The organism is Pseudooceanicola pacificus (assembly GCF_009789075.1).
Classification (GTDB): Bacteria; Pseudomonadota; Alphaproteobacteria; order Rhodobacterales; family Rhodobacteraceae; genus Pseudooceanicola; species Pseudooceanicola pacificus.
Genome location: NZ_WNXQ01000014.1, coordinates 57,811 through 81,760 on the forward strand (window position 1 = coordinate 57,811; position 23,950 = coordinate 81,760).

At 62.8% G+C, this 23,950-nt stretch carries 26 protein-coding genes and 1 pseudogene; 8 read left to right on the top strand and 19 right to left on the bottom strand.

What is annotated here, in order from left to right; translation table 11 throughout:
- Window positions 1-412 precede the first annotated feature (412 nt).
- From GLS40_RS17005 to GLS40_RS17030, 6 genes are all read left to right on the top strand, one after another.
- On the top strand, window positions 413-1,342 hold the full coding sequence (locus tag GLS40_RS17005; protein WP_043755221.1) for a DUF2493 domain-containing protein: 930 nt from the start codon (window positions 413-415) through the stop codon (window positions 1,340-1,342).
- Window positions 1,343-1,521: 179 nt separating this feature from the next.
- Window positions 1,522-2,334 carry a hypothetical protein gene (locus GLS40_RS17010; RefSeq protein WP_048534143.1) on the top strand — a complete coding sequence of 271 codons (813 nt, stop codon included), beginning with the start codon at window positions 1,522-1,524 and terminating at the stop codon, window positions 2,332-2,334.
- Window positions 2,335-2,996: 662 nt separating this feature from the next.
- Window positions 2,997-3,203: a hypothetical protein gene (locus tag GLS40_RS17015; protein ID WP_028093953.1), complete on the top strand. Its 207-nt coding sequence runs from the start codon at window positions 2,997-2,999 to the stop codon at window positions 3,201-3,203.
- 567 nt (window positions 3,204-3,770) lie between these two features.
- Entirely contained in the window at window positions 3,771-4,364 is a 594-nt protein-coding gene (locus tag GLS40_RS17020) for a hypothetical protein (RefSeq protein ID WP_043753561.1), read from the top strand.
- On the top strand, window positions 4,351-6,678 hold the full coding sequence (locus GLS40_RS17025; RefSeq protein WP_043753564.1) for a relaxase/mobilization nuclease domain-containing protein: 2,328 nt from the start codon (window positions 4,351-4,353) through the stop codon (window positions 6,676-6,678). The genes GLS40_RS17020 and GLS40_RS17025 overlap by 14 nt, the downstream gene beginning before the upstream one ends.
- An 8-nt stretch (window positions 6,679-6,686) precedes the next feature.
- On the top strand, window positions 6,687-8,702 hold the full coding sequence (locus GLS40_RS17030; protein WP_160383830.1) for a type IV secretory system conjugative DNA transfer family protein: 2,016 nt from the start codon (window positions 6,687-6,689) through the stop codon (window positions 8,700-8,702).
- Window positions 8,703-8,772: 70 nt separating this feature from the next.
- Here the strand turns inward: GLS40_RS17030 and GLS40_RS17035 are convergent, their stop codons facing one another.
- From GLS40_RS17035 to GLS40_RS17110, 17 genes are all read right to left on the bottom strand, one after another.
- The gene (locus tag GLS40_RS17035) at window positions 8,773-9,336 is read right to left on the bottom strand and encodes a hypothetical protein (protein WP_048534205.1); all 564 of its coding nucleotides are present in this window, start codon (window positions 9,334-9,336) and stop codon (window positions 8,773-8,775) included.
- On the bottom strand, window positions 9,329-9,598 hold the full coding sequence (locus tag GLS40_RS17040) for a hypothetical protein (protein ID WP_043753569.1): 270 nt from the start codon (window positions 9,596-9,598) through the stop codon (window positions 9,329-9,331). The genes GLS40_RS17035 and GLS40_RS17040 overlap by 8 nt, the downstream gene beginning before the upstream one ends.
- Window positions 9,599-9,911: 313 nt before the next feature.
- The gene (locus tag GLS40_RS17045) at window positions 9,912-10,991 is read right to left on the bottom strand and encodes a type IV secretion system protein (RefSeq protein WP_028093950.1); all 1,080 of its coding nucleotides are present in this window, start codon (window positions 10,989-10,991) and stop codon (window positions 9,912-9,914) included.
- A 6-nt stretch (window positions 10,992-10,997) separates the two neighbouring features.
- Window positions 10,998-11,396, bottom strand: a complete 399-nt coding sequence (locus GLS40_RS17050) for a hypothetical protein (protein WP_028093949.1) — start codon at window positions 11,394-11,396, stop codon at window positions 10,998-11,000.
- Complete coding sequence (locus GLS40_RS17055) at window positions 11,393-11,587, bottom strand: DUF4177 domain-containing protein (RefSeq protein WP_028093948.1); 195 nt, start codon at window positions 11,585-11,587, stop codon at window positions 11,393-11,395. Before GLS40_RS17055 ends, GLS40_RS17050 begins: the two co-directional genes overlap by 4 nt.
- A complete protein-coding gene (locus tag GLS40_RS17060) occupies window positions 11,574-12,572 on the bottom strand; it encodes an ATPase, T2SS/T4P/T4SS family (protein ID WP_028093947.1) in 999 nt (332 codons plus the stop codon). Before GLS40_RS17060 ends, GLS40_RS17055 begins: the two co-directional genes overlap by 14 nt.
- Before the next feature lies 1 nt (window position 12,573).
- Window positions 12,574-13,956: a TrbI/VirB10 family protein gene (locus GLS40_RS17065; RefSeq protein WP_048534145.1), complete on the bottom strand. Its 1,383-nt coding sequence runs from the start codon at window positions 13,954-13,956 to the stop codon at window positions 12,574-12,576.
- Window positions 13,953-14,621 carry a TrbG/VirB9 family P-type conjugative transfer protein gene (locus tag GLS40_RS17070; RefSeq protein ID WP_035366665.1) on the bottom strand — a complete coding sequence of 223 codons (669 nt, stop codon included), beginning with the start codon at window positions 14,619-14,621 and terminating at the stop codon, window positions 13,953-13,955. The genes GLS40_RS17065 and GLS40_RS17070 overlap by 4 nt, the downstream gene beginning before the upstream one ends.
- A 123-nt stretch (window positions 14,622-14,744) precedes the next feature.
- Window positions 14,745-15,401 carry a virB8 family protein gene (locus tag GLS40_RS17075; protein ID WP_121066915.1) on the bottom strand — a complete coding sequence of 219 codons (657 nt, stop codon included), beginning with the start codon at window positions 15,399-15,401 and terminating at the stop codon, window positions 14,745-14,747.
- A 10-nt stretch (window positions 15,402-15,411) separates the two neighbouring features.
- Entirely contained in the window at window positions 15,412-16,239 is an 828-nt protein-coding gene (locus GLS40_RS17080; protein ID WP_229737738.1) for a type IV secretion system protein, read from the bottom strand.
- Window positions 16,239-17,372: a lytic transglycosylase domain-containing protein gene (locus GLS40_RS17085; protein WP_373284075.1), complete on the bottom strand. Its 1,134-nt coding sequence runs from the start codon at window positions 17,370-17,372 to the stop codon at window positions 16,239-16,241. The genes GLS40_RS17080 and GLS40_RS17085 overlap by 1 nt, the downstream gene beginning before the upstream one ends.
- A 10-nt stretch (window positions 17,373-17,382) precedes the next feature.
- On the bottom strand, window positions 17,383-17,550 hold the full coding sequence (locus tag GLS40_RS17900) for a hypothetical protein (protein WP_185959040.1): 168 nt from the start codon (window positions 17,548-17,550) through the stop codon (window positions 17,383-17,385).
- Window positions 17,547-19,922 carry a VirB4 family type IV secretion/conjugal transfer ATPase gene (locus tag GLS40_RS17090; protein ID WP_043753576.1) on the bottom strand — a complete coding sequence of 792 codons (2,376 nt, stop codon included), beginning with the start codon at window positions 19,920-19,922 and terminating at the stop codon, window positions 17,547-17,549. Before GLS40_RS17090 ends, GLS40_RS17900 begins: the two co-directional genes overlap by 4 nt.
- The gene (locus GLS40_RS17095; protein ID WP_043753579.1) at window positions 19,912-20,190 is read right to left on the bottom strand and encodes a type IV secretion system protein VirB3; all 279 of its coding nucleotides are present in this window, start codon (window positions 20,188-20,190) and stop codon (window positions 19,912-19,914) included. The genes GLS40_RS17090 and GLS40_RS17095 overlap by 11 nt, the downstream gene beginning before the upstream one ends.
- 12 nt (window positions 20,191-20,202) lie before the next feature.
- The gene (locus GLS40_RS17100) at window positions 20,203-20,493 is read right to left on the bottom strand and encodes a TrbC/VirB2 family protein (protein ID WP_009803468.1); all 291 of its coding nucleotides are present in this window, start codon (window positions 20,491-20,493) and stop codon (window positions 20,203-20,205) included.
- Window positions 20,490-21,110, bottom strand: coding sequence for a lytic transglycosylase domain-containing protein (locus tag GLS40_RS17105; RefSeq protein WP_028093939.1), 621 nt, complete (start codon window positions 21,108-21,110; stop codon window positions 20,490-20,492). Before GLS40_RS17105 ends, GLS40_RS17100 begins: the two co-directional genes overlap by 4 nt.
- A 43-nt stretch (window positions 21,111-21,153) precedes the next feature.
- The gene (locus tag GLS40_RS17110; RefSeq protein WP_028093938.1) at window positions 21,154-21,510 is read right to left on the bottom strand and encodes a hypothetical protein; all 357 of its coding nucleotides are present in this window, start codon (window positions 21,508-21,510) and stop codon (window positions 21,154-21,156) included.
- Between the two features lie 201 nt (window positions 21,511-21,711).
- Here GLS40_RS17110 and GLS40_RS17115 point away from each other — a divergent pair, with 201 nt between their 5' ends.
- Both GLS40_RS17115 and GLS40_RS17120 read left to right on the top strand, forming a co-directional pair.
- Window positions 21,712-21,975 (top strand): hypothetical protein, encoded by a 264-nt coding sequence (locus GLS40_RS17115; protein ID WP_202076281.1) that lies wholly within the window; start codon window positions 21,712-21,714, stop codon window positions 21,973-21,975.
- Between the two features lie 156 nt (window positions 21,976-22,131).
- Complete coding sequence (locus GLS40_RS17120; protein ID WP_043753586.1) at window positions 22,132-22,389, top strand: helix-turn-helix domain-containing protein; 258 nt, start codon at window positions 22,132-22,134, stop codon at window positions 22,387-22,389.
- 140 nt (window positions 22,390-22,529) lie between these two features.
- Here the strand turns inward: GLS40_RS17120 and GLS40_RS17125 are convergent, their stop codons facing one another.
- Together GLS40_RS17125 and GLS40_RS18055 are read right to left on the bottom strand one after the other, a co-directional pair.
- Window positions 22,530-23,276, bottom strand: coding sequence for a hypothetical protein (locus tag GLS40_RS17125; protein WP_043753590.1), 747 nt, complete (start codon window positions 23,274-23,276; stop codon window positions 22,530-22,532).
- Window positions 23,277-23,383: 107 nt separating this feature from the next.
- Window positions 23,384-23,950, bottom strand: a pseudogene (locus GLS40_RS18055) (hypothetical protein); the annotation flags it as partial.

Genomic DNA, 23,950 nt, shown 5'->3' on the forward strand with positions numbered 1-23,950 from the left:
CGAGCAGGCCGCGCCCCGGCCGCTCCGCCGGATTGCGCTCCGGTCTGTTTTGCGGGGCAAAACGATCCCGCCGCTCCATCCGTCTCCCGCGTCCGGTCGCGCCCTTTGCCTGCTCGCGTCGGGCAAACCTACCGTCAACAACACACACATGAGTGCGGAAGCATATCCTCCGGATGGCCCCCAAATCAGCCCGCGTCAAGGATCGCAAAACTTTTCGGCGAAGGCGGCGCGGGTCGAAAGGGCGGTCCAGTTTTCGATGACGCGCCCGTGGTGGGCGATGCGCCCGGAAAACTTTTGCGCCCGGCACGCCGGCGGCTTCGCCGTCCCTGACCCGGACAGATTCGGTGAACCAGACGTACGGCCATGCCACCACACTCCCGTGGTGGTTCCCCGAACATCTGGAGACACCAACATGACTTACGAGAACGCGAACGCCTACGAGACCATCGAACTTTTCGGCCTGACGGAGAAAGACGCGGAGCTGCCCATCCCCGAGGATCACATCCTGACCGACAGCGTCGTCCGCGAGACTTTCGAGGCCCTGCTCGGCCAGCTGCGCGGCACCGGTCTCGAGACCGAGATCGAACCGCTCGCGCACGGGCTCGCCACAATCCTGCAGCGCCGCAAGATCGCTCTCGGCAAGGAGCTCGACCGCACCGCCGACAAGATCGGCGCCCTGGCAAAATCCCACGACGGATCGGAGATCGCCGAGACCGCGCTCGAAGAGGCGCAGGCCCGCTTCCTGCAGGTCCGCGAGATTGTCGCGGCCATCGAGGTGATGAGCGAGGCGGCGGCGGAATGCTACGAGGTCGAGACCGGCCATGCCTTCATCCCGGCCGCGGGATCGCGCGCCAGCGCTCGCGCTCAGGAGACCGGAGCGGTCTTCGAGGCCCGGCAGTTGCTGGAACAGCATGATCGCGAAACGGCCGCGAAGTCGAAGGTCGAGGGGGTTCCCCTGATCGTGTCGGGGGCGACCGACTGGACCGATATCGACGTCATCTTCTCGACACTCGACAAGGTTCGCGAACGCATCCGGCAGAACCGCAACCAGGAGATCTTCCTCTGCCATAAGGGTGGCAAGCACGGGGCCGAGATGATCGCCGCCCGGTGGGCTCGGGCGCGCGGCGTCGCGCAGGCGCGCTTCGATCCGCGCTGGTCCGCGCATGGGCGGGCGGCACCCTTCAAATGCAACGATGAGATGCTGGACGACAAGTTTGCTGCGACGGGAGTTGTGCTCTTCGGTGGCAACGGGGTCGCGCTGAACCTCGGGCAGAAGGCCGAGGCGAAGGGGCTCACCGTCATGCGGGTCGCCGATCCGGCGAAGAAGTCGGCAGACGCGTGAATGAGAGAGGGTCGCCTTTGGGCGGCCCTTTTGTCGTTTTCACGTCGGCCTCTAAATGCGACCAAGCGGACGTATCGAACTCACTAGATGCAGCTTTTCGCCGATGACACCGTTTGCAAGATTCCCCTGAGACGCTAGACGGGTAAGCCAGTTGGCAACTGTCACAGGTCCCCAGAGAAATGACTATTTACTACGATCAGTTTGAGACCTGGGAGGGGTCTTTCCGCGAACTGGCAGTTGATCTGGTAGGCAAGGAAGCGATCGAAACCCTCGCTTCATCGAATTTTGAATTCATCGAGGATGCGGGCGACGCCGTGGTTCGGCATACGGACATCGAAACGGCGTCAGACGCGATTTACGATTGGCTGCAAGCACATGAATTCTGCGTCTTCCATGGTACACGTTTGCTGCCGGACGAAATCCTATCTGTGCAGCAACTTGGTCTGCGTCCATTGGTGGCCGCAGACCGCAGGCAAAGACTCACAGAAATTCTCAAGACCCATCCTCAGTGGCATCATCTAGAACACCAACTTGCCGAGGTACTTGAAGATGTCGGCCCGAAAAACAAGCAAGGCCGACGGGAAGGACAAGTTCATTTCAGTCTATCTCGATCGGGTCTCGCGAATGGTTTCGACCACTATTTGAGTCACGGCTCTGAGTTTGATCAGCATGTCGTGCAGCGGTTGTTCGGCGATCAATCGGGCCTTCACCTGCTCCACTCGGAAACCGTTCCCATCATCGTACATGTCCGCATTGGTGGCGAAGAACTCGTGCGAGGTGCTCATCCGCACTTCAGCTATTCTGACATCACCGGCATGGGCGAAATTCCTGGGATTGCACGCGTCTTCCTGAACAGCTGGGCATTCAAGGTAGCGAACCCCAGCTTCGATATTGCCAAGCTGCGAACTGACTGTTGCATGATGCAACGGGTCGCCACTCCGCCCGAACGGATCATCGATTTGGAAAAGTTCGGCGAGTTGGACGCAAAATGAGTGTCGAGCAACAAGTCGATAAGATGATCTCGTCAGCCCCGCCAAACCGAGGCCCGGCTGGACAGCTCGCCCTTCCAACTGGACAAAATACTGCGGTCTGATCACACGATGATCCGTGACTGGTTCGGTCAAGACGGGCCCCTGCCGGCGGGGTTGCCCTCATGCGCGCCTGAAACCCCGCGATCCGGCCGTGCGGGTGCAGATCGCTGGGGCGGGCGCAGCGCATCGACTGCGCCGCCCGATGGCGGCGACCCGTCCGGGCGGGCAACGCTGCTGCCAGGCCCGCGGATGCATCACCTCCCCGGATCGCGAGACTGCGACGGGGAAGTCGAGTTTGAGGCAGACGATCGCGGTCGTGCCGATCGGGCTTGGGCGAACCATCCCGCCGCCGCGTTGGATGAGAGCGGCGCGGACATGGTCATGTCTGACATAACTCGACAGGACCGAAAACGGCTGAGGGGCGGGGTGCACATCCGGGTCTCCCCTCTTTGCTCATAGATGTGGATCGCACGGGGTCGGGCGGTCCGTGCCCTCCGCTCACGCTCCGGCAAACACAAATACGGTTTCCACGCGCGGGGCGCGCGGACCCTCCGCATTTGTGTTTGCGGACCTCCCTTGCCCCCCGTGCCGGGTGATCCCCATCGCAAAAAGGAGAGACCCAAATGACCAACCACTACGTCGCCACCGTTCCCGTCAAGTTCACCGACAACGAAGGTCAGGAGCGCACCCGCTTCCAGCGCGTCGGCGCGATGTTCCGCAACACCCGCAACGGGGACGGCTCGGAGTTCTTCAGCCTCAAGCTCGACTTCCCCGTCGCGGTCCAGGAGCTGGTGATGTTCCCGCCGAGCTCCAAGGAACCGCAGGAGTAATCCTCCCAGGAGGATGGGCCGCCCTAGAGGCGGCCCTTTCCCTGTCTCAGGGAAGGCTGCGCCAAGACCGGGGACCCCTGCTTTCGGCCGGTGTCCCCGATAAGGTGTCAGGACCGTGCACGGTCCTGACGGGGGATTTCAGAGATCGCCTGGAACAGGTCTGCCGGCCAGCCTCAAGGGGGCCATCCGGAATAACAGTCGGGCTGAAGCCCGCCGGTTTTTCCGGCAGAGATTTGGGCCAAGCCAAATCTGGCCGCCCTTGACCCTGTCCGTCAGCCCCGTCGGTGAAGAGATGCGCCGCCCCTCGCTTCCGTCCGAACACGGGTCCGTGTTCGGCCAGACCCTCGGGCGCGGGCATGACAACAGGTGGCCGAGGTGCGGTTGGAGATGGTCGGTGTTGCTGGGCCCTTCGGGCCGGGCCTCGCACCTGCGGTGCTCGGCTTGAAGCGGAATTCAAGGTCGCCTGGGGGCAATCTACAATAATATTGTATTGACCGCAACATGTAGTTTCGTATGATGAGGGCGACCTTGAATGAAGGTGGCAGGAAATAGGGGGGCTTTCTTCGTATGAGCCGGACCAGGAGACTGACACAGACGGAGCGGGCGGAGATTATCCGTGAGGCCGGAGAAGGTGTGGGGACGTCTGAGCTCGCGGAGCGGTTCGGGGTCACGCCGCGGGCCATCCAGTACACGTTGAAGGCGGACGAAGATCGCCAGAAGGATGCGGCCGTGGCCACGGCCGCCGTGACCGTGAAACTGACCCCCGAAGAGCTTAGTGCGCTGGATGAGGTCCTGGCCGCGGCGGGGATCGAGACCCGCACGGAGGGGGTCCGGCGGCTGATCCAGGCGGCGGGGGGAACCTTCGTTCCGGACGCGCAGCTGGCGGCTGAGATGGCACGTTACCGGGCCTCCCTGCACGAGGTCGGTAACGGCGTCGTACAGGTCGCCAAGCAGATGATGAAAGCCAGCCGGGCGGGGCAGGGGGAAGGCTCCGCACCGAACGCAGAGTTGTCCGAATTGCGCCTCGCGCAGATGCGTGGTCTGGCGCGGTTCATCCTTGATTCCGCTGACGAGATCGATCTGCTGCTGCGCCGTCGTCGGGATGCCATGCAGCTCGCCGCCACTGCCGCTCTGAGGGAGTTTGCCCATGCGGCTGAATGATGCCGTCCATGACGTCACCGGTGAAATCTTCCGGGACGGTTGGAGCCGCATTCGGGGCTCGATGCAGGGGCTGCAGGCGTCCCGGCAGAGGCAGCTCGTGCGGGCCGCCGCCGGTCACCGTGCAGCGGTCTTCAAGGCGATCCGGGGCGGGGGCACGCATACCAAATCGCAGCTGATGAACCAGCTCGATTACCTGACGACGAAGTCCTCGCATCTCGTGGACAGCAGCGGCTTCCTGGACGGGAAGACGAAGCTCGAGGCATCCGAGATCAAGGACCTGACGGAGCGGTTCGCCAAGCGCTGGAGCGCGGGGTTCAAGCCCAAGCTCGGGCAGACGACGCATATGCTCATGTCCTACCCGATCGGCACCCGGGGCGAGGACGTGCGCGACATCACCGCCAATGTCGCGGAGCGGTTCTTTCAGTCCGACGAGGGGCATTTCGACTACATCATCGCAGTGCATGAGGATCGCGATCATCCCCACGCGCATATAGTATTGAACCGCCGGTCCCAGGAGGGCGAGTTCTTCTTCCTGGGTCGCGATCACAGGTTCAACTATGACGACTTCCGCCTCGCCATGGTCGAGGAGGCCGAGAAATTCGGCGTGCGTCTGGAGGCCACGCGGCGGCTCGACCGAGGTGTCGTGCACTACCCGCCGCGCACCCGCGAGGTCTATGCGGCCAAGGTTGAGGGGCGGGCCGCGGAACCACGGCCACGGGTCGGGGCAGACTTGGATCGCGCTCTCGAAGAGATCGCCAATACACGGATCATCTATCACTCGCTCGCAGCCGAGGCCTCCGCGGACAACCGCGAAGATATCGCCGATGCCCTGTTCCGGTCCGGAGAACTGCTGGCGAAGGGCGGCAAACTCACATCGGAAGGAGGGGTCTACATGGCTGAGGAGCAATCGTTCGACGACCTGAGGACCCGCTATGCCGATCAGGTCGCGCGCGTGCAGGGCATGATTGATGCGAAGCCGGAGGCCGAACGGCCGAGGCTCGAGCGCAGCCTCAACGAGATCCAGTCGCGGCTCGCGCATATGCAGCCCTTGGGGCTGCGCTCCGTGACACTGACCGAGAAGCCGTCCGACGGCGGGATCTATTCCGAGACCAATATCGATGCGGCCCGGCTCGACCGGTTGCGCGACCCCGAGGTGCGGGCGCATGTCGACACCGCGCTGCGCGGAACCGGGATCAGTTCGTCCGTGGTGGTCGCGCGGATGGAGACGGGCGCGCAGAACGCGGCGCTCGAGCGGCAATGGATCGCTGACGATCTGGCGCGGGTGGCCGAGAGGGACGGTCTCAACCTCGAGCGCCGCGCGGATCTGGAGACGGCGCGCGAGACCCTCAACCGGGCCCATGTCCAGCTCGGCGTCGCGCTGGAGCGGGCAGGGGTCTTGCGTGAGGACGGTGTCGTGGAAGATCGCACCGTGACGGAGAGGGTCCATTATCATCGGGACGCCACTGAGGACATGGAGCGCGCCATCCGCCAGGACATGCGTTCGGAAGGTCTGACCGAAGACCAGATCGAGGCGCGGGAGTCGGAGATCGTCTCCCGCGCGGAGCGGCGTATCGAAGAAGAGCAACGCAGCTACCTCGATGCGCATCCGGAACTCCTCGCGCGCCCCGGTGACGTGATCGACCGGTCCGTACCCTACCGGGAGCACATCACCGACGAGGATCGGGCCCGCGAGATCACCCGCGAAGTCGACCGGATCATGGAGGGTCGCGACGCGCGGACCCCCGTTGCGGAGGCCGTCACGGACGCGTTCCGCGCGCGCTATCCCGACATGCCGTCGCATCTTGCCCGCGGGCTTGGCGCGACCTATGCGGCCGTCACCGAACTGCGTGACACCGAGGCCATCGCCCAGGTTCGCCGCGAAAACGAATTGCAGGAGGTGGCGCTCGACCTGCGCGACGGGCGGCTTTCGGACGTGCGCGAGGGGGACGCTGTCGAGGGCGCGCCGATTGCCGATCCGGACATCCGGCGGGTCGTCGACCATGAACGGGCCGGCAATCTGCATGGGCCGTTCCAGGATGACGGTCAGCGACTGGCCTATCGCGCCGCGGTCGAGCGCGAGCTGGACGCGGCGCAGATCGACCGGCTGCGGGACGGTGATGTCGACGTGCTGAAGACCCAGATCGAAGACCGTCTCGACCGGCTCTACGCCGCCAAGACCTACCTGCAGACGGATCCGGCCACCGCCAACAGCGAGGCGACCCGCGCCGTGGTCGAGGAGATCGCCGACCGCGAGTTCGAAATCCACCGCGCCGATCTTGTCGATGGTGAGACCGAGCGCGGGGAGACCCACTGATGGGAGGGATGGGGAAAGGCCGCCTCGCCCTCGGCGTGGTGCTGGTCACACTCGTCGCCATCGCGATCGGCTACGTCATCGCCTCGGCTGTCGTGACGTTCCGGGACCTGGGTTTCCAGGCCGAGATCGATTTCTTCTACATCGCGCAGAACTACCGGGCGATCGGTGCCGCCCGCCCCGATGATTTTCGCCTGATCAACCTGATCATGGGCGGGGCCGGGCTGGCGGGCCTCATGATGAGCCTGGCGATGTCGGGCTCGGCCCTCACCCGCTTCGGCTACACCCATTGGCAGACCCGCCGCGAGATGAAGCGGAACGGCTTCTTCGGCGCGCCCGGCACAGGTTTCGTGATCGGCAAGTTGGGCAAGCCCGGTTCCCGCGCGCCCTTTCTCTGCTCCCGGACCTTCCCACACGCGCTCATCGTGGCACCGACCGGGCGCGGCAAGACCACCGGCTTCGTCATCCCGAACCTGCTGACCTGGCAGGGATCGGCGGTCGTGCTGGACGTGAAGGGCGAATGCTTCGAGGCCTCGGCCCGCCACCGGGCGGCACAGGGCGACGAGGTGTTCCGGTTCGCGCCCACGGATTGGGAGGACCGGCGCACCCATCGCTACAATCCGCTCCTGCGCATCTACGAGTTCAAAGACCCGGCCCGCCAGCAGATGGAGCTGCAGCTCCTGGCCACGCTCTTCCTTCAGAACGACAACGACCGCGTGCAGGGCCTCCTGAAGGGCGGGATCGATCTCTTCGTCGCGGCCGGGCTACTCGCGTTCCAACGCCGCAGGCCGACGCTCGGGGAGATCTACCGCATCGCCGCCTCGGGCGGGCAGAAGCAGAAGGAGTATCTCGCGCGCGCCCATGAGGTCCAGAACGCCGCGGCGCGGCTGATATTCACGCGGCTGGCCTCGACCAACAACGACACGCTGACCTCCTATGTCTCGCTCCTGATGACCTCGGGCCTCGATCAGTGGCAGAACCCGGCGATCGACGATGCGACGGCGGTATCGGATTTTGACTTCCGGACGATCCGCAAGACACCCTTCAGCGTCTATCTCGTCGTGCAGCCCCTCATGGTGAAACCGCTGGCGCCGTTGATCCGACTGTTCTTCTCTGATCTTCTCTCCGCCCTGCAGGACAAGGAACCGGGCGCCGACGAGCCCTGGCCGGTCATGATCATGCTCGACGAGTTCAACCGGCTCGGAAAGATGCCGATCGTGGCCGAGAGCATCGAAGTGCTGCGCGCCTATCGCGGGCATCTCGCGGTGGTCACCCAGACCATCCCGGCCATCGACGAGATCTACGGCGAGAACACGCGGCGGGCGCTGCAGGGCAATGCAGGCATCAAGCTCTACCTCACGCCCTCGGACGAAAAGACCGTCGAGGAGCTGAGCAAGGCCGTGGGCAAGACCACCAAAACCGTGGTCACACGTTCCCGCGCGGTCGGCAAGAACCCGTTCGAGGGCCGCAGCCAGTCCGAGCGGACGGAGGAGGTCGCGCTCCTGCCGGAAGATGAGGCGCGACGTCTGCCGCTTGATGAGATCGTGGTGGTCGTGGACGCGCAGATGCCGGTCCGGGCGAAGCGGGTCGTTTACTACGAGGATCCGTTTTTCAAAGGCATCCACGTGGCGCAGGAGGGGGATCTGCCGTTTCCGAAGGGGCCGGTCCCTCCGATGGGAGAATTGCCCCTGAGTGTCCGGGCGATGCCTTCGGCTCCGCGTGGGTCAGGTCTCTCGGAACGCGATTTCGAGGCCAGGATGGGGCTTACGGAAACCGGAGGGAATGCACCCATTGAGCCCGGTCCGGCTCAAGCGCCTCGGCGCGGTCGTGCCGCAGTCCTTGCGGACGATCAGCGGCAGTTGGAGATGGAGTTCGGGAGGCAGGCAGATCTGGAGGTGGAGGCTGCGACAGAAGACGATGTCGTCCGGGTACAGGACGCCGTAAGTGATCTCGAGCGGTTGGAGGCGGAGATGTCCGGTTCGGAAGCAAAAGTCAGCGAGGCGGGCGAGAAATTCGGGCTTGGCTAAGCCGCCATGCGGGCGACACGAAAGCATGCCGCGATGGCGCCTTGTGCCCGCGCCCCGGAATCGACCATTGTCACGGGTGAAGAAAACCAGGATCGTCGCGCTCTGGTCGAGGGGCTCGCTCAATCGTCGCAGGGTCGATCTCACGCATCGTCAACTGGGCGTTCACCCTGCGGGCCGCGGGGCCCGCACGAAACCACTTCGCGGCGGAAGCCAGGTTAAAGCGCGGACGACGCTGCCCCTTCGCCGGCTTTGAGGCCTCCATCAGAACCTCGATCATTTCATCGATGCGGTAGAGGCCACCGGCAACGGGGAGGGGCATCTTGCGCTGCTGGAGCGCCTGTCGCTTCACCTCGAGCTTCTCGGCGACATCCGCGAGAGACACCAGGTCGGGACGGACCTCGCGCAGGACAGTGCCCTGCGGCAACGCCTTGATCAGCGCCCGCGCCGCTTCAAGGATCGCGCTCTCGGCCTCATCCCCTTCAAGTTCCAGTTCTACACCCAGGAGACCGGCGTGACCGGTGCCCACGAGCGCATCTTCAAAACCCGCCTCGAAGACCGCGTCAGAGAGCGCAAACGCATCGTGCTCTCCGTCGGGGAGCGCAAAGACCAGTTCGAATTCGAATTCTTCAGCCATCGGCATTACCTTCGTCGTTCTTCTGAAGCTTCACGCAGGCCAGAGCCTTCTGTCGGATCCTTTTCGCGAACTGCTGTGGATTCTTCGGGGTCGACCAGACAGACATCTGACAAAACTCGCCACAGCGGCAATCCTTATCGTTGGCCGGGCATCGGAGGATCCTCCACGCGTGCCCCTTGCCCTCAATAAGGTCCCATCCCAGCTCTTCGAGCTCCTGGATGACGGCCTCGATTTCCTTTGATGTGTGCTTCTTCCTTGGCACCTTAGATACTCCACTCTCTTAAATTGTCAAGTGACAAGTTAAAAATTCAACGAGAACATCGCGGCAATTTACTGCCCGCTACCGGCAATTTCCCAAAGGAAGCTTGCCGTCGAATGCTTTGATGTAAGAAGGGGATACAGGATAGACGTCCCAGACAGCAACACCGGCGCCGATGCCGTTCCACTTCACCCGGACATGGCATGATGGTGCCAAGGTAAATCCGTTCAGGCAGTTTGCCGCGAGCTCTGCTGAAGGCAAAGGTATAGGCTCGCAAAGAACATGTTCCCGCTGGTGAAGCCTTTGACGGTCAATGCTACCTTCGGCCCAGCCTGCTTAGGCGGGCCAACTGTGCCAGCATTCGCGCGCCTGAACTGCCCGAACCAGTGTCAGGGTTCGTCGGAACGGTTTGGCTAACACCCGGCCTCTGCGGCATTGTCTGCACCCCGAAGAACTGCCGCGCACGCAGCGCAGCATATTCAGCGCCAGTCGCTCCTCCAATGAGATACCGATTATAAGCCTGCTGACTGCCGCCAAGCGCCCGACCGAACCCGTATGTACCGCCAAGGCCTGCTGATAGTGCTGGCATCATGATGTTCCCCGAGATCGCGCGGACAATGAACGGCGTCGCGATGATGAACCCCTTGGCCATGAGCACCATCATGAAAAATGGGATGAGGGCCCCGATGTTGGACGCGCCCTCAGGGTCGCCGAGCTCGCCGATCAATGCCGAACTGACGCCGGTGATTGTCGCGAAAACGCCTGCAACGACGATCGGATAGAGCGCGAAGGAGATCAGCGCCGAGAGCCAGCGCGCGAAATAGTCCTTGGTCACCTCGAAGAGGGTGAGGAAGATCATCACCGGCGCGATGCCTATCAGGAGTGCGATCATCAGCCGGGATGCCACGAGAATGAATGCGGCGAGCCCGCCCAGGATCGAGAGCAGGAGTACGCCAAGAACGTCAAGCAACGCCCCGGCCATCCAGTTCAGTTCAGAACCGGCCGCATTCAGGTATTCACCCAGTTCGGCGATCAGCCGGTCGAATTCCTCGGCGAAGGTCCCCGACGGTCCGGGCGTGCCGCCGCCGACCGAGGCGACAAGCGATCCGGCGATGCTGTCGATGCCGTTTAGGACAGCGGAGGAGAAGGCGTTAAATTGCACCCAATTTGTCGCGAAGACCCCTATGAGGCCGACTTTCACCGCGAGCCAGAACGCAGTGCGTCCATCCATGGAGCGGTACTGGTAGATCATGTTGACGCAGACCAGAATGACCACAAGCGTCGTTCCGAGAACCAGCATCGTGCCGACAGTCGCCGCCACCGCGCCGAACTGCGTCTCTGCGGCAGAATCCAGGTAGCCCTGGGAGGTCTCGACGAAGTAGGTGACGACGCTCATAATCTGCTACCAGTTGCCCTCGGCTTCGCAGATTGCCATCGCGTCAGGTCTCAACGCGTTGGCGCGCCGGTTGTAAGTGTCCGAGGCCTCCAGCATTTCCCATCGTTCGGCTGTGTTGAAACGCTCCCGAAACTCCGTTTCCGCCGCTTCCCAGGACGGGAAGCGTGTGTCGCAGGTGCAGGATCCGGTTTCGACGATACGTTCAAGGTTCTGAGCACGGTAAATGTCTTGCACCAGGACACGTCTGTAAGCCTCTCGCACGGTGATGTTCTGCATCCACTCAGGCTCAGCGGGCCGATCGATGCAGACATCCGACGTGCTGTCGAGAGAGGGGACGAAGTCGCGTTCGGCGGCAGCCGGAAACCCCACAACGGTGATCGAGATGCAAAGCAAGGCGTTTCTCATTTCGCGCCAGCTCCTTCGGCAATCTCGCGCTTCAGAAACGCGGTGTGGCCAAGATGCGCGAACTCTGACGAGCTGACCGATACGACTTCCCAGCCTTCTTTCCCACGTGCGTTCAGATCGTCCTGCATCGCGATCAGGCTGGTTTTCTTGTCCATCGGATAGGTGATGATCTGGTATTCAAACCGCTTCATGGGTCATGCCTCCGCTGAGATCGGTTCCGGGGAGATAGAATTCGGTGATGCCGCGTTGGCCGTCCTCGCGGCCCGCCTGGATGATCACGTCGATCGAGCTTTCGATGTATTGGACCATGTCCTGGTAGGTCATCGGGATCTCGGTCTTGAGCGCGGCGATGGCGAGACGCTGGACGGCGAGCTGCGGGGTTTCGGCATGGAGGGTTGTCATCGAACCGCCATGGCCGGTATTGATCGCCTCGAGGAAGGTCATGGCCTCCTTGCCGCGCACCTCTCCGAGGATGATCCGGTCGGGCCTCATGCGCAGCGTCGCGGTTAGAAGCACGTCGGCGGATTGGAACTCCGCATCGCGGTTGGCGATCAGGGTCACCGCGTTCGGCTGAGCGGGGAGAAGCTCTGCGGCTTCCTCGATGGTGACGATCCGTTCCTCATCGGGAACGTAGGAGAGGATTTTTCGAGCCGCGACTGTCTTACCGGTCGAGGTGCCGCCGGAGACGATCATGTTGAGCTTGTTCTCGACGCAGAAGCGGATGGCCGCGTAGATGTCACCGGCGGCAACGACCTCGCGCAGCGCGCGGTTTTTCTCCTGGCGCAGTTCCTCGAGCTTGCGCTCTTCGCCATAGAGGAAACGAAGCTCGATATGGTCCAGCGGTAGGCTCGAGAAGAACCGGAGCGAGATCGACATGCCCGAGAGCACCGCGGGCGGGGTTACGACTTGGGCACGGATGGGGCGGCCCCGATAGGTGATCGAGACCGAGACGATGGGCTTGTCCTTGCTCATAGTCGTGTTGGCTGAGGAGGCGATCTGGTTGCCGAGATCGCGCACCTCCGTGACCGTCAGACGCTGATCCAGTGCCCGCATGAAGTGATCCCCCTGGAACTCACCCCAGCAAGAGCCATCCGGGTTGATGCATATCTCGATCACGTCATCGCGGGCGGCGTCCTTCAGCTTATCGAGCGAGGTCTGGAGGTAGGAGAGCGTCATCTCAGAAAATCTCCAGATCCCGGTCGACCATGACGGTGACGCGTGCGCCCTGGTCGACGTAGATGACGGGACCGATGGAGAGATATTCACCGATCACACTGTCGGTGGCGTTGGCCAGGTCGTCGCCCACATCTTCAAGTACGTCCGCGGTGGTCTCATCCTCGACCTGGGCGGCGGCCACACTCGGGGCGGCGGAGATAATCGAAATCAGTGCGGCAGAGCCGAAACGCTCGTCGAAGCGCGTGTCCACGAAACCGGTGACGCCCGAGCGCCCGAGTTCGTCGCCGCCGAAGGAACTGATCTGAACGGTCTGGTTGTTGGGCAGGATGATCCGGTCCCAGGCGATGGTGACCCGGCGCTGCGCGATCTCGATGCCGGAACGAAAGCGTCCGATGAGGCGCGAGCCGCGCGGGATCAGGAGCCGTGAGCCGTCATAGCTGAAGACGTCTTCTGAGATGATGGCACGGGTCTGCCCAGGGAGCGAGCTGTCGAGTGCGGTCTCCATCACGGCCTGGATCATCGTGCCCTGGATGACGGTGTTCGAGGGATTTGCGATGACTTCGGCTTGTGTGATGGCGCTCGGCAACGCGCCGTTCAGCACGAAGTCTGTCACCTCGCCGAAGGTGCGCTCGGTAAGTTCTGTCTCGCCCGCATTGGCGCCGCCCGTTCCGCCGAAGGCGATGACGGGGGAGGAAATCCGCCGTTCCTGGAAGGCACGCTCCTCCTCGGCCCGGCGTTGCAGTTCGGCCAGCCGTCGCGCCTCTTCCTCGCGCCGCAGCCGCTCTTCTTCGCGGGCGCGCAACTCTTCGTCGGTGGGTCCGAGCGGGGCGGGCGTCGGCTTGTTGGCCTCCAACCGCGCGAGGTCCAGGTCCATACGCAGCTGTTGCAGCTCTCGATCTCGTGCGGCGAGTTCGGCCTGGAATTGTTCCTGAGCATTCTCGGAGGCGTCCTGTAGGTCGGCGATCCGTGCGGTCAGCGCATCGATCGCCTCGGCGGCCGCGCTGTCCGCCCCGGCGTCGGAGTCCGGCGCATCGCGCAGTTCTTCGATCTGGGCCTGGAGCGCGGCGATCTGCGCCAGAAGTTCGGCGTTGGGTTCTGGTTCGACGAGAACGATCTCGGGTTCCGGGGCGGGCGGTGGCACGAAGAGTTCGATCTCTCCGAACCCGTCACCCTCGGTTTGGAACTCGTCCGGGGTGGCCGTCGGCAGGGCGACCTCTTCCCCAGGGCCCGAGAATAGCAAGAGGACCAAGCCGCCCGCAAGGATGAGCCCTGCGAGGAGGAGGGCGAGGAGCGGCGAGCGGCGTTTCGGAGCGGGTCCGAGGCGCGGGTTGCCCTGTTCAAGCGCAGCGAGGCGCTGTTCGAGATCCGGGTTGTTGTCACTCATGAGGCGGCCTCCGCGGGCGGCGTCGCCTCGATACAGACCACGTCCTCGCCCAGACGCAGCACCCATTGGCGCCCCACGCCCGAGACACGGATCACACCGTCTTCGACCGGGCCTGTGTTCACCGTGCGCTCGCGCCCGTTCGTGTACCGGAAGATCGCCGGGACGGGTGCGTTCCGCGGGAAGGCGAAATAGGTGAAGGTGCCGTCGTCCCAGACCCGGGTCGGCGTGAACTCCGTCCGTGCGCTGGCCGCGTAATTGGTGTTCGGTGCGGCGCGCGCGATGGCGTTGGAAGGGCGGCGATTGTCCTCGGGGTAGCGAAACTGCACGACATAGAAGGTCGGGCTCGAGACCTCGTTCACATTAAAATAATAGCTCCGTCTGTTGGTGTAGACGGTCACGTTGGTATGGACGCCGCGGGCAACGGGTTTAATAGCAAAGGCCCGCCCGCCGGGCACACCGTCGATCTCGAAGCCTTCCGTGTCGCCGGCGATGATTGAGCGGATGCTCTCGCCTGTCCCGAACTCGATGGTCGTGACATGGGTCAGGGAAACGTTCAGCCTGTAGACCTGGCCTTCCTGGTAGGATGCGACCCGGACGCGGTGGTCGTTGGGTCCCCCGCGCGGGATCGCCTCGGCTGACGCGTAGGACGCAAACAGTGAGACCATCAAAAAGGTCGCGAGGAACGCCTTGGCGTGTCCGGCGTGTTTCGCATTGCAAAAAGCCTGGCGCCTCTCGCGCTTTTGGGACGCTGGCAAGGCGTTCCCTGATTTCTTGTTCCGGAAGCGCACTTACTGGTTCTCCAATCTGTCCGAGCGGATCGCGTATTCGACGACCGTGAAGCCAAACGGGTTGGTCCAGACCTGGTCGATGGAGCGGCTCTCTTCGGGGCGGAACTCGAAGAGGAGCGTCGCGGTGAAGAGGCCCGCTTGGACCCCCTGGATCGAGGTCAGGCGCTTGCGAAGCCGCACCGTGGCCCGGTTGTTGCCGATCAGGTTGATGCTGAGAATCTCGACATCGAGCCGTGCATTTGGCCCGTAGACTGACGGCGGATACTCTGCATTGGCCGAGTTCCAGATCTGGCGCAGTGAGGCCCCTGCTGCACGGTCCGAACGGCGCAACACGCTGCGGATGCGCACGTCATTGTCGAGCTGGTTGTAGACCTCGCGGTCCGTCACGTAGCGGAAGACCTCCGCCTCGATAATGGCGCGGTTCTCGGTGACGGTGGTGGCCCCGACGGTGGCTTCGGGGAGGGCGAAGCCGGTGGCGGGATCGTAAGGCACAACAACTGGGGGCGGATCGACATCGAGGATGGCCACGGCGGCCGCGCTGAGGCAGCCCAGGATGCCAAAGCCGAGGCCGATGAGCCCCAGGCGCTGCCAGAGCCGTTCCCGTCTCAGTGCGCCGTAGACCAGTTCCTCCTCGATGATGGCGGTTTCTTCGTCCAACAATCAGTCCTCAATCCGCGCTCAGTTCCGGAAGCGTGAACTCCATGAAGCGTTGTTCTTCGGCGATGGTGGCGGCATCGATCACGCCGCCGGTGCCATCTCCTACGGTCTGGATCGCTTCGAGCTGCCACATGGCGACGAGCGCGATGGCGAGCTCTGCCGTCACCCGCGTGTTGAGATCGACGCTCTCCTTGAGCTCATCCATGTCGTCGATGAGCCCGACGAGCCGGTCGACACGTTCGAGCGACTGCCCGGCATCCTCATAGCTGTTCTGGGCCGCGGCCGAGACCAGCGCGCCGGTCGTGGCCTGTGTCGCCACGCGCACGGCCCCGGGATTGCCGCTGCGGGCCATTTCCGAGAGCGTGTCCTCGTCGAAGCCGAGATCGGCCAGCACCCGGTCCATCTGGGTTTCGATCCCGACGGCGCCGGATCCGGTGAGCCCGGAAAAATCCCCCGTCTTGATGGCTTGAATCGTGGCGATGATGTCGCCGAACTCCTGGTCCAGGAGACCGTTTAGTTCGTCTTCCATCTGTGTCCGGATGATCTCGGGCAACTCTGCGAGACGCGTTAACGCCTCATACGTTCGTTGTAGCTCGGCGAGCTGCTCCGTGAGCGTGGCAAGCTGTTCGCGGAGCTGCACGAGTTGCTCGTTTTGCAGGATCTCGTCCTCGATCATCTGCCGGAGCTGCTGGATGTTTTGGGCGATGTTCTGGGTGTCCACGACCGGCACGCCCTGGGCCAGGGCGGGGGCACTGGTCACGAAAGGCGAGCAAAGCGCCAAGACGCTGGCCAGGGTCAACGCGCGAAATGGTGCTGAAATGAACATTCTGCGGGCCATCAATCCAGATCCTCCAATGTGAACTCCATGAATTCGTTCTCGACCATGCGGGCCGCGGCCTGGGCCAATTGGGCCGCACTGAGCGGTTGGGTCCGTGCGGCTTTCAGGCGAATGCGCGCGGCCATCAGCCGGACCAGTTCGGCGCGGGCATAGGTGTTGAGCGCCATGCTCTCCTGGATGTCCTGGGTCGCGCCGATCATGGTGACGATGTCCTGGACGCGCAGGGCGGCCTGCCGGATGGCGGCGGGGGAATTGCTGCCGTAGAAGGCGGCGCCGAACCCGCTGAACGAGAGATTGGCGTTGGTGAGAAGCGCGGGGTCGATCGTGCCGAGCGCTTCGATGCCGCCGATCCGCGCGAGGTAGAGATTGTAGCGTTCGGGGATGACCCTGATGTAGTGCTGGGTCTCCTTGAAGGGCGGTACACCGCCATATTCGAACACACGGCCAGGCCCGGCGTTATAGGCCGCGAGCGCGTTGACGACGTTGCCGTCGAAGGTGGTGAGCTGGGCCGCGAGGTAGCGCGCGCCGCCCTCGACCTGCAGGTAGGGGCTGTCATAATATTCCGGGTTGATCCCGAGATCGCTTGCGGTGCCCGGCATGATTTGGGTGAGGCCGAAAGCGCCCACGGGCGAGCGTGCGCCGATGGAGAAGCGGCTCTCCTGCCAGATGAGCGCCTGCAGGAGGGCGCGCCATTGCACGACGGAAAGACCGGCCCGCCCGACCCCGGGCCGCCCGTGGGTCTCCTGGGCGACCCGGATGATCAGCTGCTCGATGTTTTCTGCCGCATCCCCGAACATACCCGCGCCGCCGGGGTTGGGATCGACATCGCCGGAGCCGTAGACCGCCGCTGCGGATCGGTCCGGATCGCCGCCGCCGCCCTCGAGGTCTGCGACCATACCCGGCAGCCCCTGGCCGCCGAAGCTCGTCTGCGCGTCGAGGATGGCGCGCAGCGTGGCGAGCTGTTCCCGTTCGATCTCGGTCAGCAACTCTTCGACGGTGAGTTTCTCACGCTGGACGGCGAGGTCAGCGTCCCGGTCGCCCGTCTCGACGATATCGCGGGCCGTCAGCCCGGAATCGTTGGTGGGAACGCCCTGGCCGAGCGCGGCTGCCGGCAGGAGAGCCGCAAGGAGGATATGTGCGACCCTAGGCCTCAACGCTGTCGTCCGGGTTTCCGATGGGTGTGAAAATGCAATCCGGCTCGGCGCGGTCGAGCGAGGCGCGGAAAGCGAAACAGTTGGCCTTGGGTTCGCGATATTCGGCGCAGGAAGAGAGAACGCCGAGCGCGGCGAGGAGGATAAGGGGTCGGATCATGAGAGCCTCCAGAAATCAGGACGGTCGCGGTAGTCGGGGCCGACGAGGGCCTCGCCCTTTTCCATGCCGCCGAGGATGGTGAGGAGGGGGCCGAGGGCGGAGAGGTCGGCATCGACCACCACCGAGCCACCGTCGTCACGGATGAGCGCGAGGCGGCTGTCGCTGCCGGTGTTCAGGAGCACGTCGAGTTCCTTCTCGAAGAGGTTCAGCATCGCGTAATCCGAGGCGTGCGCCCGGATGTTGGGGAGCAGGATCTGGGTTGGCACCGCCTCGACGATGGTCTTGCCGGTCCGCGTGCGTTCGAGCTGGCTCGCATATTGCGTCATCATCACCGCGACCGTGTTCTGTTTCCGGGCGGTCACCAGCCAGTTCGAGAGCCGTTCGGCAAAGTATGGGTTGTCGAGCGCCTTCCATGCCTCGTCGATCACGATGATGGTGGGACGCCGGTCCTCGATCTCTCGCTCAATCCGGCGGAAAAGATAGGAGAGCACCGCCATGCGCTCCTTCTCGCTTTCGCTGTCGAGAATGCCGGTCAGGTCGAACCCCACGACGTCGCCATCAAGCGAGAAAGTGTCCTCCAGGCTTTGGCCGAAAATCCAGCCGTATCGCCCATCCTCGGTCCATTCGAGAAGCCGCTGGTGAAGATCGCCATTGTCGTCGGTCGAGACAAAGAGCGAGGCGAAGTCCTTCCAGTTCCGCAAGGCCGGGTTGGTGGCTGTGGAGTTCTGGCGGACCACCTCCTTGATGCGGTTCGTTTGCGCCGGGGTCAGGGGCTTGTCGGAGCGGTAGAGCAAGGAGGCGAGCCAATCCGAAAGCCAGGCCGTGCCGCGCTCATCGATCTCGGTCCAGAGCGGGTTGAGGCCGGTCGCCTGTCCCGCCTTGATCGAGGCGTAGCGCCCGCCATTGGCGCGGACGGCCATTTCCATCCCGAGCCGGTAGTCGAAAACGAAGATGCGCGCGCCGACCCGCCGGGCTTGCGTCATGAGGAAGGCCGAGAGGACGGACTTGCCGGAACCGGGGCGGCCTAGAATGAGGGTGTGGCCGCTGGTGGGCTCCGTCTCGGGGCTGCCCTGCTCGTGGTAGGAGAACCGGTAGGCGCTCTGCTCCGGGGTCGGGAAGAGTGTAATCTCCTGGCCCCAGGGAAGCTGGTGTTTTTCCTTGCCGAGTTGCGTCCGGTGAAGTGCTGCGAAGTCCGCAAAGTTGCGGTTGGTGACGGCACTGGCGCGGACCCGTTTTGGCTGGTTGCCCGGATGCTGGCTGAAGTAGTGAGATTTCGCGGCCATCCGCTCGCCGATCATCTTCACGCCCTCGGCGGCCGCGGCGTTCACGATCTCGGCTCCGAGGGACTGCAACTCGTCAAGACTGTCACTGAAGACCGTCACGACCATGTGGTGCTCACCGAAGCTTTGGCGTTTGGCCTCAAGATCGTCGTGCGCGATGTCGAGCGCCTCGAGGAGCGAAAGAGCGGCATCCTGAGAGGCCTGCATTTGACGCTTCTGGCGTTTGATCCGGCCCGCCATCAGGTTTGAATTGATCGGCGTGAAGGAATGCGTGACGATCATGTCGACCGGCAGGTTCAGCATGTCGAACATCGTGCAGGTCGTTCCTTCGGCATATTCGCCGATGGTGAAGCTCTTGCCGAAGCGATGGCCGACAACGCCATTGGAAAGCTCGAAGTGATCTTCGAGAAACGTCACGCGAGTGTTGGCAATGTTGTAAGCCAGAAACCCGTAGCGGTTGGCGGGGTAAAGCGGCAACTCGCGGCCCGTGTTGAGCGCGCCGAGGAATCCAACCAACTCGCCAGAAGCTGCTGAAAGGATGCGGGGCTTGAGTTCCGCCAGGCCGGAGGTGAAGACCCCGACCGCCTCGTTGAGGCGCCTGATCCGTTTCGCGGTCTCCGCCTTAAAGCGTTCCGGTGCGGAACGGTTCACGAAACCAAGAAAACTACTGGGCGTCGGGCGGTGGATGATTGTGAGTGTGAGGGTCTTGTCCCGGAGACCTGCCGAGGCCAGCTTTGCGCGCCAGGCATCATCCACGGCGTGAGCGAAGCCGTCCCCCTTGACCGGGAGCAGGTCCGGCGTGATCGACTTCGAGACCTTGTGCACGTAGTAGCTGAACTCGGGGCCCAGCTGCGCGATGATCCGGGCAAAGAGCGCCGTCACCTTGTCGAGATAGGCGTCGTCCGTGGTGTAGCTGTTCACCCCGCTCAGGCGGATGCATTGGAAGAGTTCGTTGACCCGGGTGCGGACTGTCTGATCATCGACGAGGCTGACATAGGGCAGCATGTGCGCGAGGCGTTTCTCGCGGGCATACCAGGCCGGCATGAGGGTGCGTTCATCGACGGTCTCGTCCAGGGCTTCACTATGGCGCATAGCTATCGCCCCCGTGGATGGACCGGTTCCGCGTCGGCGGCGTCTCCTGCACCGCCGTCATCATCACGTCGATGAAACGCGGATCCCAGTCAGCCGCTTTCCAGAGAACCGGATAGAGCACCGCCGTGATGCCCAGGACAACCAGGTGCTGCACCCAGACGAAGAGCAGCACAGAGCCGAAGAGCCAGACCATGGCATACATGATCGGCAGGCCGAGGAGCTTGGGCGGGCGTACGAGGCCCAGAAAGAGCGGCGATCGTTCGGCCACGTTCGCCTCCTCTCACGACCCGAAGACGGCGGCAACGATGGTCGGCGCGGCCGCAACACCCGCGATGCCCACCAGCACCCAGAGGGCTTGGCGCAGATCGATGATGTTGAAGAACCAGCTGAGGAACACGCCGAGGACCGCGAGGGTGGCGATGACGACTCCAAGCGGTCCGGTCAGCGCGTCCACGATGCCCTGAAGCAAGCTCTGAATCGGTGAGAGGTCGATGCTCTGGGCCAGGGCCGGTTCTGCCGCAACGATGAGGAGAGCGGCAAGGGTGATCAGGGATTTCGTCAATGGCTTCATGGGGACGCTCCTTCCAGCCGGTTGAAGACGGCCAGCACCCGCTGGACGTGGTTTTGGGTTTCTCGAAACGGTGGAATGCCGGAATGCTCGCGCACGGCGTCGGGTCCGGCATTGTAGGCGGCGAGCGCGAGTCGCGCGTCGCCAAACTCGGCCAACATCAGGGCGAGGTAACGCGCGGAGCCGTCGAGGTTCTGTTTCCAATCATGGGGGTCGACGGCAAGAGCGCGGGCTGTATCGGGCATCAACTGCCCGAGCCCGACCGCCCCGACATGGGAGACGGCGTGCGGATTGTACGCACTCTCGATCTCGATATTGGCGCGATAGAGGTGGAGCCAGTCCGTGACGGTGATATCGGCTGCACGGAGCCCAGGGTGGCTCGCATAGCGCAGTCCGGTCTCCTCGATCGCGGCGAGGATATCCGGGCGTGGTGTGAGCGCGCGAGGGATCATCGCCGCGACGCGCACCCCTTCACGTCGCTCAGTGCGGCGCTCCTCGCCCAAGATGCGCAAACCGTCCGAAGCCGAGCCAACGCCAACCCCGTCATTGTAGTTGCGCGCGAACCGCTCCTGGGCGCGCGACGGCGAAAGAGAACCGTCCCCCGCCATCACCAGGACCATGTCTGCCGATGCCGGGAGGCCCAGGTAGGAAAGGAAAAGGGCGCTAAGCCCGGCTGGCAGCCATCTCTTCGCTGGAGAGTTTGTGAACCGTCCGCTTGCCCTCTTCCAGAGGCACGTCGGCGTGCGAGAAACCGATCCCTTGCAGGAAGGAGATGACCCCGGTGACGGTCTTGATCTCGCGGATCTTGATGTCGTTGCGCGAGGTTCGGGTCCGGGCCGTGACCAGAAGTTTCTCGATCCCATCGTCGCTGACAGCGCGCATGATCCAGACCCCATGCCAGTTGGGGCCTTTCTTGAAGGCGTCTTCCTTGCAGACAACTTCGACGCGATAGCCGCTGGCGACCAGATCGCGGAATCTGGGTTCGGTGACCACATTCGGGGCTTCTTTTTCTAGGTCCATCACCCGGATCACGTTCTCCAATAGGGCGAATGACCAGGCTTCAGGTGTTGAAGTCCAGGCATACGATGATATAGTATTGGCGCACAAGATAAACTTTTGATGCGACAAGCGGATTGTTGCTCAATTGACGAATAGACGGTTCCCATGCATTTGATCAAGAAAATAAGGGGCTTGGACGCCTTCAGGTTGTGCGTGTCGATCATGGCACAAGCTATACTTCTGGTCGCGTGCCTGGCAGGCGAAGTCTCCGCCGCGTCCTGTTTGCCGCCGCCCAGGCCGTTCGTGCCAAGCGATTCTCAAGCCGCGCGGGACTATGTCGATCTCATCCGCAGCGACTTTGAGATCTACATGCGGGACATCCAGAGCTACTTTCGGTGCCTTGAGGTTGAGCGCGCGCGGGCGTTCGAAGAGGCGCGCGAGGTGAGCCAGGACTACGGACGCTTCCTGGAATTGATGGACGAGTGAATTGGCCGCGACCTTTTCGAAGGGCCGCCGTCTTGTGAAATCTGGCCGTATCGGCGGCGTGCAGTTCGGAGTCTCTATCATCATGTAAACGCCCACTATCCACTTTTTAGATAATCTATAAAGTAGATTAGCCCTGTCACAAGAGGTTTGTGACACGTGGCGAAAACGATCAGGAGTTCGGGACATGAGGCACTTCGCGACGCTTTGATTGCGGCGCGGAAGGCGGCTGGCTTAACGCAGGCCGAGCTCGCTTTACGTCTCAGATGCCACCAGTCCTTCGTCGCTCGTCTGGAGAGCGGAGAGCGTAGGGTCGACGTAGTTGAGTTGATCGTACTCGCGCGTGCTCTGCAGATCGATGCGGTTACGCTACTGGCAGCGGCCGAGGCGGCGACGGAACTCGATCACCGGATTTAAGACGAGGCGAAGGGCTGTCGCCTCGGATGGTATGACGAAATCAAGCCTCGGTGGGACCGAAGGGCAATGATAACAGCGGATTGTTATGGGACGCTGCGATCCACGGTCTCTAATGCAGGTTTGGTGCAGAGGACAACGTCTTAGTAGTTCACCTGCTCGAACCCGTAATTGCCCTCATAGTCTCGCCAGTCGACGAACACCGAGCGGTGATAGATGGAGGGGCAATGATCGCCCCAACGTTCCAAGCCGACATGCGCCTCGGGCAACGCGGCGACGGACGAACGAGACCAGTAAAAATCGCCCTGGATTCCATAGGAACCGAGAAGGACTGTTTCGAAACGGCTGCAATCGCTGTCGCGGGATTCGTGTTGGCGCGCATACCGAACATCGAAGACACGGATCGAGCGGATGAAGTTGAACTCCGGTCCACTGATGTCGATGTCGGCTCGGTCCTGGATCAGATGTAACGCAAACCCGTCAGGGTGAGGTAGTGGCTCGACGCCTTTCGACCGCACGACGGCAGGCAAGAGGGCGCCAGCTTTTTCGGGGTCAGATTCCGCGAGGTTCTGGGGCAGGGTAGAAGCGTTGGAGAAGAGGATGTCAATGACACGCCGAGTGCGACCGGGGTCGTCTACAGGTTCGAAGGAGGCCCCCATGGGGCAACGCCAGATCTGGAGGGGAGGCTCGACAGGCCATGGCGTGATCCGTCGTATGAACTCTGCACGTGCCCGCGAACAGGGCTCTGATGCCGGCCAGCCGCCGGAGAGGCAGAGCAGGATGGCGCAATCGATCGGGTAGGTCTGCGCCGACGCGCTGTTTCCACCTCCGCTCAGCGAGGCCGTTCCCGCGACGACAGCGAGAAAAAAATAACGAAGGAAATTGCGCATATCCAAGAGCTCGATTGACTGTGATGCAGAATCTGAGGATTACGATAATATACTATCGTCGAGCGGTCAAATTCGAATTTTTGTAACTGTCTTGGAGCGCCTTGATGCTAAAGCAGATCGGCTGAGCCCCTGAGCGACAGCTCCTCCAAAAGGTCAGTAACCTCATCGGTGGTGACAGTCTTTGCATTCGCAATCGTGTTCCGGCTTAACGGGGGATCGATATGGTGTGCCGTACGTTTGGGATCGAGCCAGAGGATGGACAGTTCTGACGTATTCCAGCGATAGACCCAACCAACGGTTCGATCACTGCGACCGTCAACAAGCCGCGCGACCGGAACCGCTTCTTCCTTTTCGATGCTCACCGGTTCGTGTCCGCCTTTTCTGCTTCGGTTCTTCAGTCCTATTCGGCTGGGACGTTCCCGTGATCTGATCTCGGTTGAACTTATTCCTGGCTCGTTAAAAAGGGGCGACACCGACCGCGTCGGTGCCGCCAGAGGTTCGCCCACAGGGAGGTGGTAGAGGGCGAAACCTATTGAAAATAGGGGAATTTCATTGTTGCAACCAAGTAGAAATGTCACCCGGTCTGCAAAGTAGAAATGTCCCACCTGGGCACAGAGGGGAGCAAAGCCTGACAGGGCGGAGACCTCAGATATCGCAGCCCTGGCCGGCTTTGC

Bases quoted from the DNA above. Each gene is read 5' to 3' on its own strand.
- GLS40_RS17005 (WP_043755221.1), top strand. From the start codon at position 413: ATGACTTACGAGAACGCGAACGCCTACGAGACCATCGAACTTTTCGGC.
- GLS40_RS17010 (WP_048534143.1), top strand. From the start codon at position 1,522: ATGACTATTTACTACGATCAGTTTGAGACCTGGGAGGGGTCTTTCCGC.
- GLS40_RS17015 (WP_028093953.1), top strand. From the start codon at position 2,997: ATGACCAACCACTACGTCGCCACCGTTCCCGTCAAGTTCACCGACAAC.
- GLS40_RS17020 (WP_043753561.1), top strand. From the start codon at position 3,771: ATGAGCCGGACCAGGAGACTGACACAGACGGAGCGGGCGGAGATTATC.
- GLS40_RS17025 (WP_043753564.1), top strand. From the start codon at position 4,351: ATGCGGCTGAATGATGCCGTCCATGACGTCACCGGTGAAATCTTCCGG.
- GLS40_RS17030 (WP_160383830.1), top strand. From the start codon at position 6,687: ATGGGGAAAGGCCGCCTCGCCCTCGGCGTGGTGCTGGTCACACTCGTC.
- GLS40_RS17035 (WP_048534205.1), bottom strand. From the start codon at position 9,336: ATGGCTGAAGAATTCGAATTCGAACTGGTCTTTGCGCTCCCCGACGGA.
- GLS40_RS17045 (WP_028093950.1), bottom strand. From the start codon at position 10,991: ATGAGCGTCGTCACCTACTTCGTCGAGACCTCCCAGGGCTACCTGGAT.
- GLS40_RS17050 (WP_028093949.1), bottom strand. From the start codon at position 11,396: ATGAGAAACGCCTTGCTTTGCATCTCGATCACCGTTGTGGGGTTTCCG.
- GLS40_RS17055 (WP_028093948.1), bottom strand. From the start codon at position 11,587: ATGAAGCGGTTTGAATACCAGATCATCACCTATCCGATGGACAAGAAA.
- GLS40_RS17060 (WP_028093947.1), bottom strand. From the start codon at position 12,572: ATGACGCTCTCCTACCTCCAGACCTCGCTCGATAAGCTGAAGGACGCC.
- GLS40_RS17065 (WP_048534145.1), bottom strand. From the start codon at position 13,956: ATGAGTGACAACAACCCGGATCTCGAACAGCGCCTCGCTGCGCTTGAA.
- GLS40_RS17070 (WP_035366665.1), bottom strand. From the start codon at position 14,621: ATGGTCTCACTGTTTGCGTCCTACGCGTCAGCCGAGGCGATCCCGCGC.
- GLS40_RS17080 (WP_229737738.1), bottom strand. From the start codon at position 16,239: ATGGCCCGCAGAATGTTCATTTCAGCACCATTTCGCGCGTTGACCCTG.
- GLS40_RS17900 (WP_185959040.1), bottom strand. From the start codon at position 17,550: ATGATCCGACCCCTTATCCTCCTCGCCGCGCTCGGCGTTCTCTCTTCC.
- GLS40_RS17090 (WP_043753576.1), bottom strand. From the start codon at position 19,922: ATGCGCCATAGTGAAGCCCTGGACGAGACCGTCGATGAACGCACCCTC.
- GLS40_RS17100 (WP_009803468.1), bottom strand. From the start codon at position 20,493: ATGAAGCCATTGACGAAATCCCTGATCACCCTTGCCGCTCTCCTCATC.
- GLS40_RS17105 (WP_028093939.1), bottom strand. From the start codon at position 21,110: ATGGTCCTGGTGATGGCGGGGGACGGTTCTCTTTCGCCGTCGCGCGCC.
- GLS40_RS17110 (WP_028093938.1), bottom strand. From the start codon at position 21,510: ATGGACCTAGAAAAAGAAGCCCCGAATGTGGTCACCGAACCCAGATTC.
- GLS40_RS17115 (WP_202076281.1), top strand. From the start codon at position 21,712: ATGGCACAAGCTATACTTCTGGTCGCGTGCCTGGCAGGCGAAGTCTCC.
- GLS40_RS17125 (WP_043753590.1), bottom strand. From the start codon at position 23,276: ATGCGCAATTTCCTTCGTTATTTTTTTCTCGCTGTCGTCGCGGGAACG.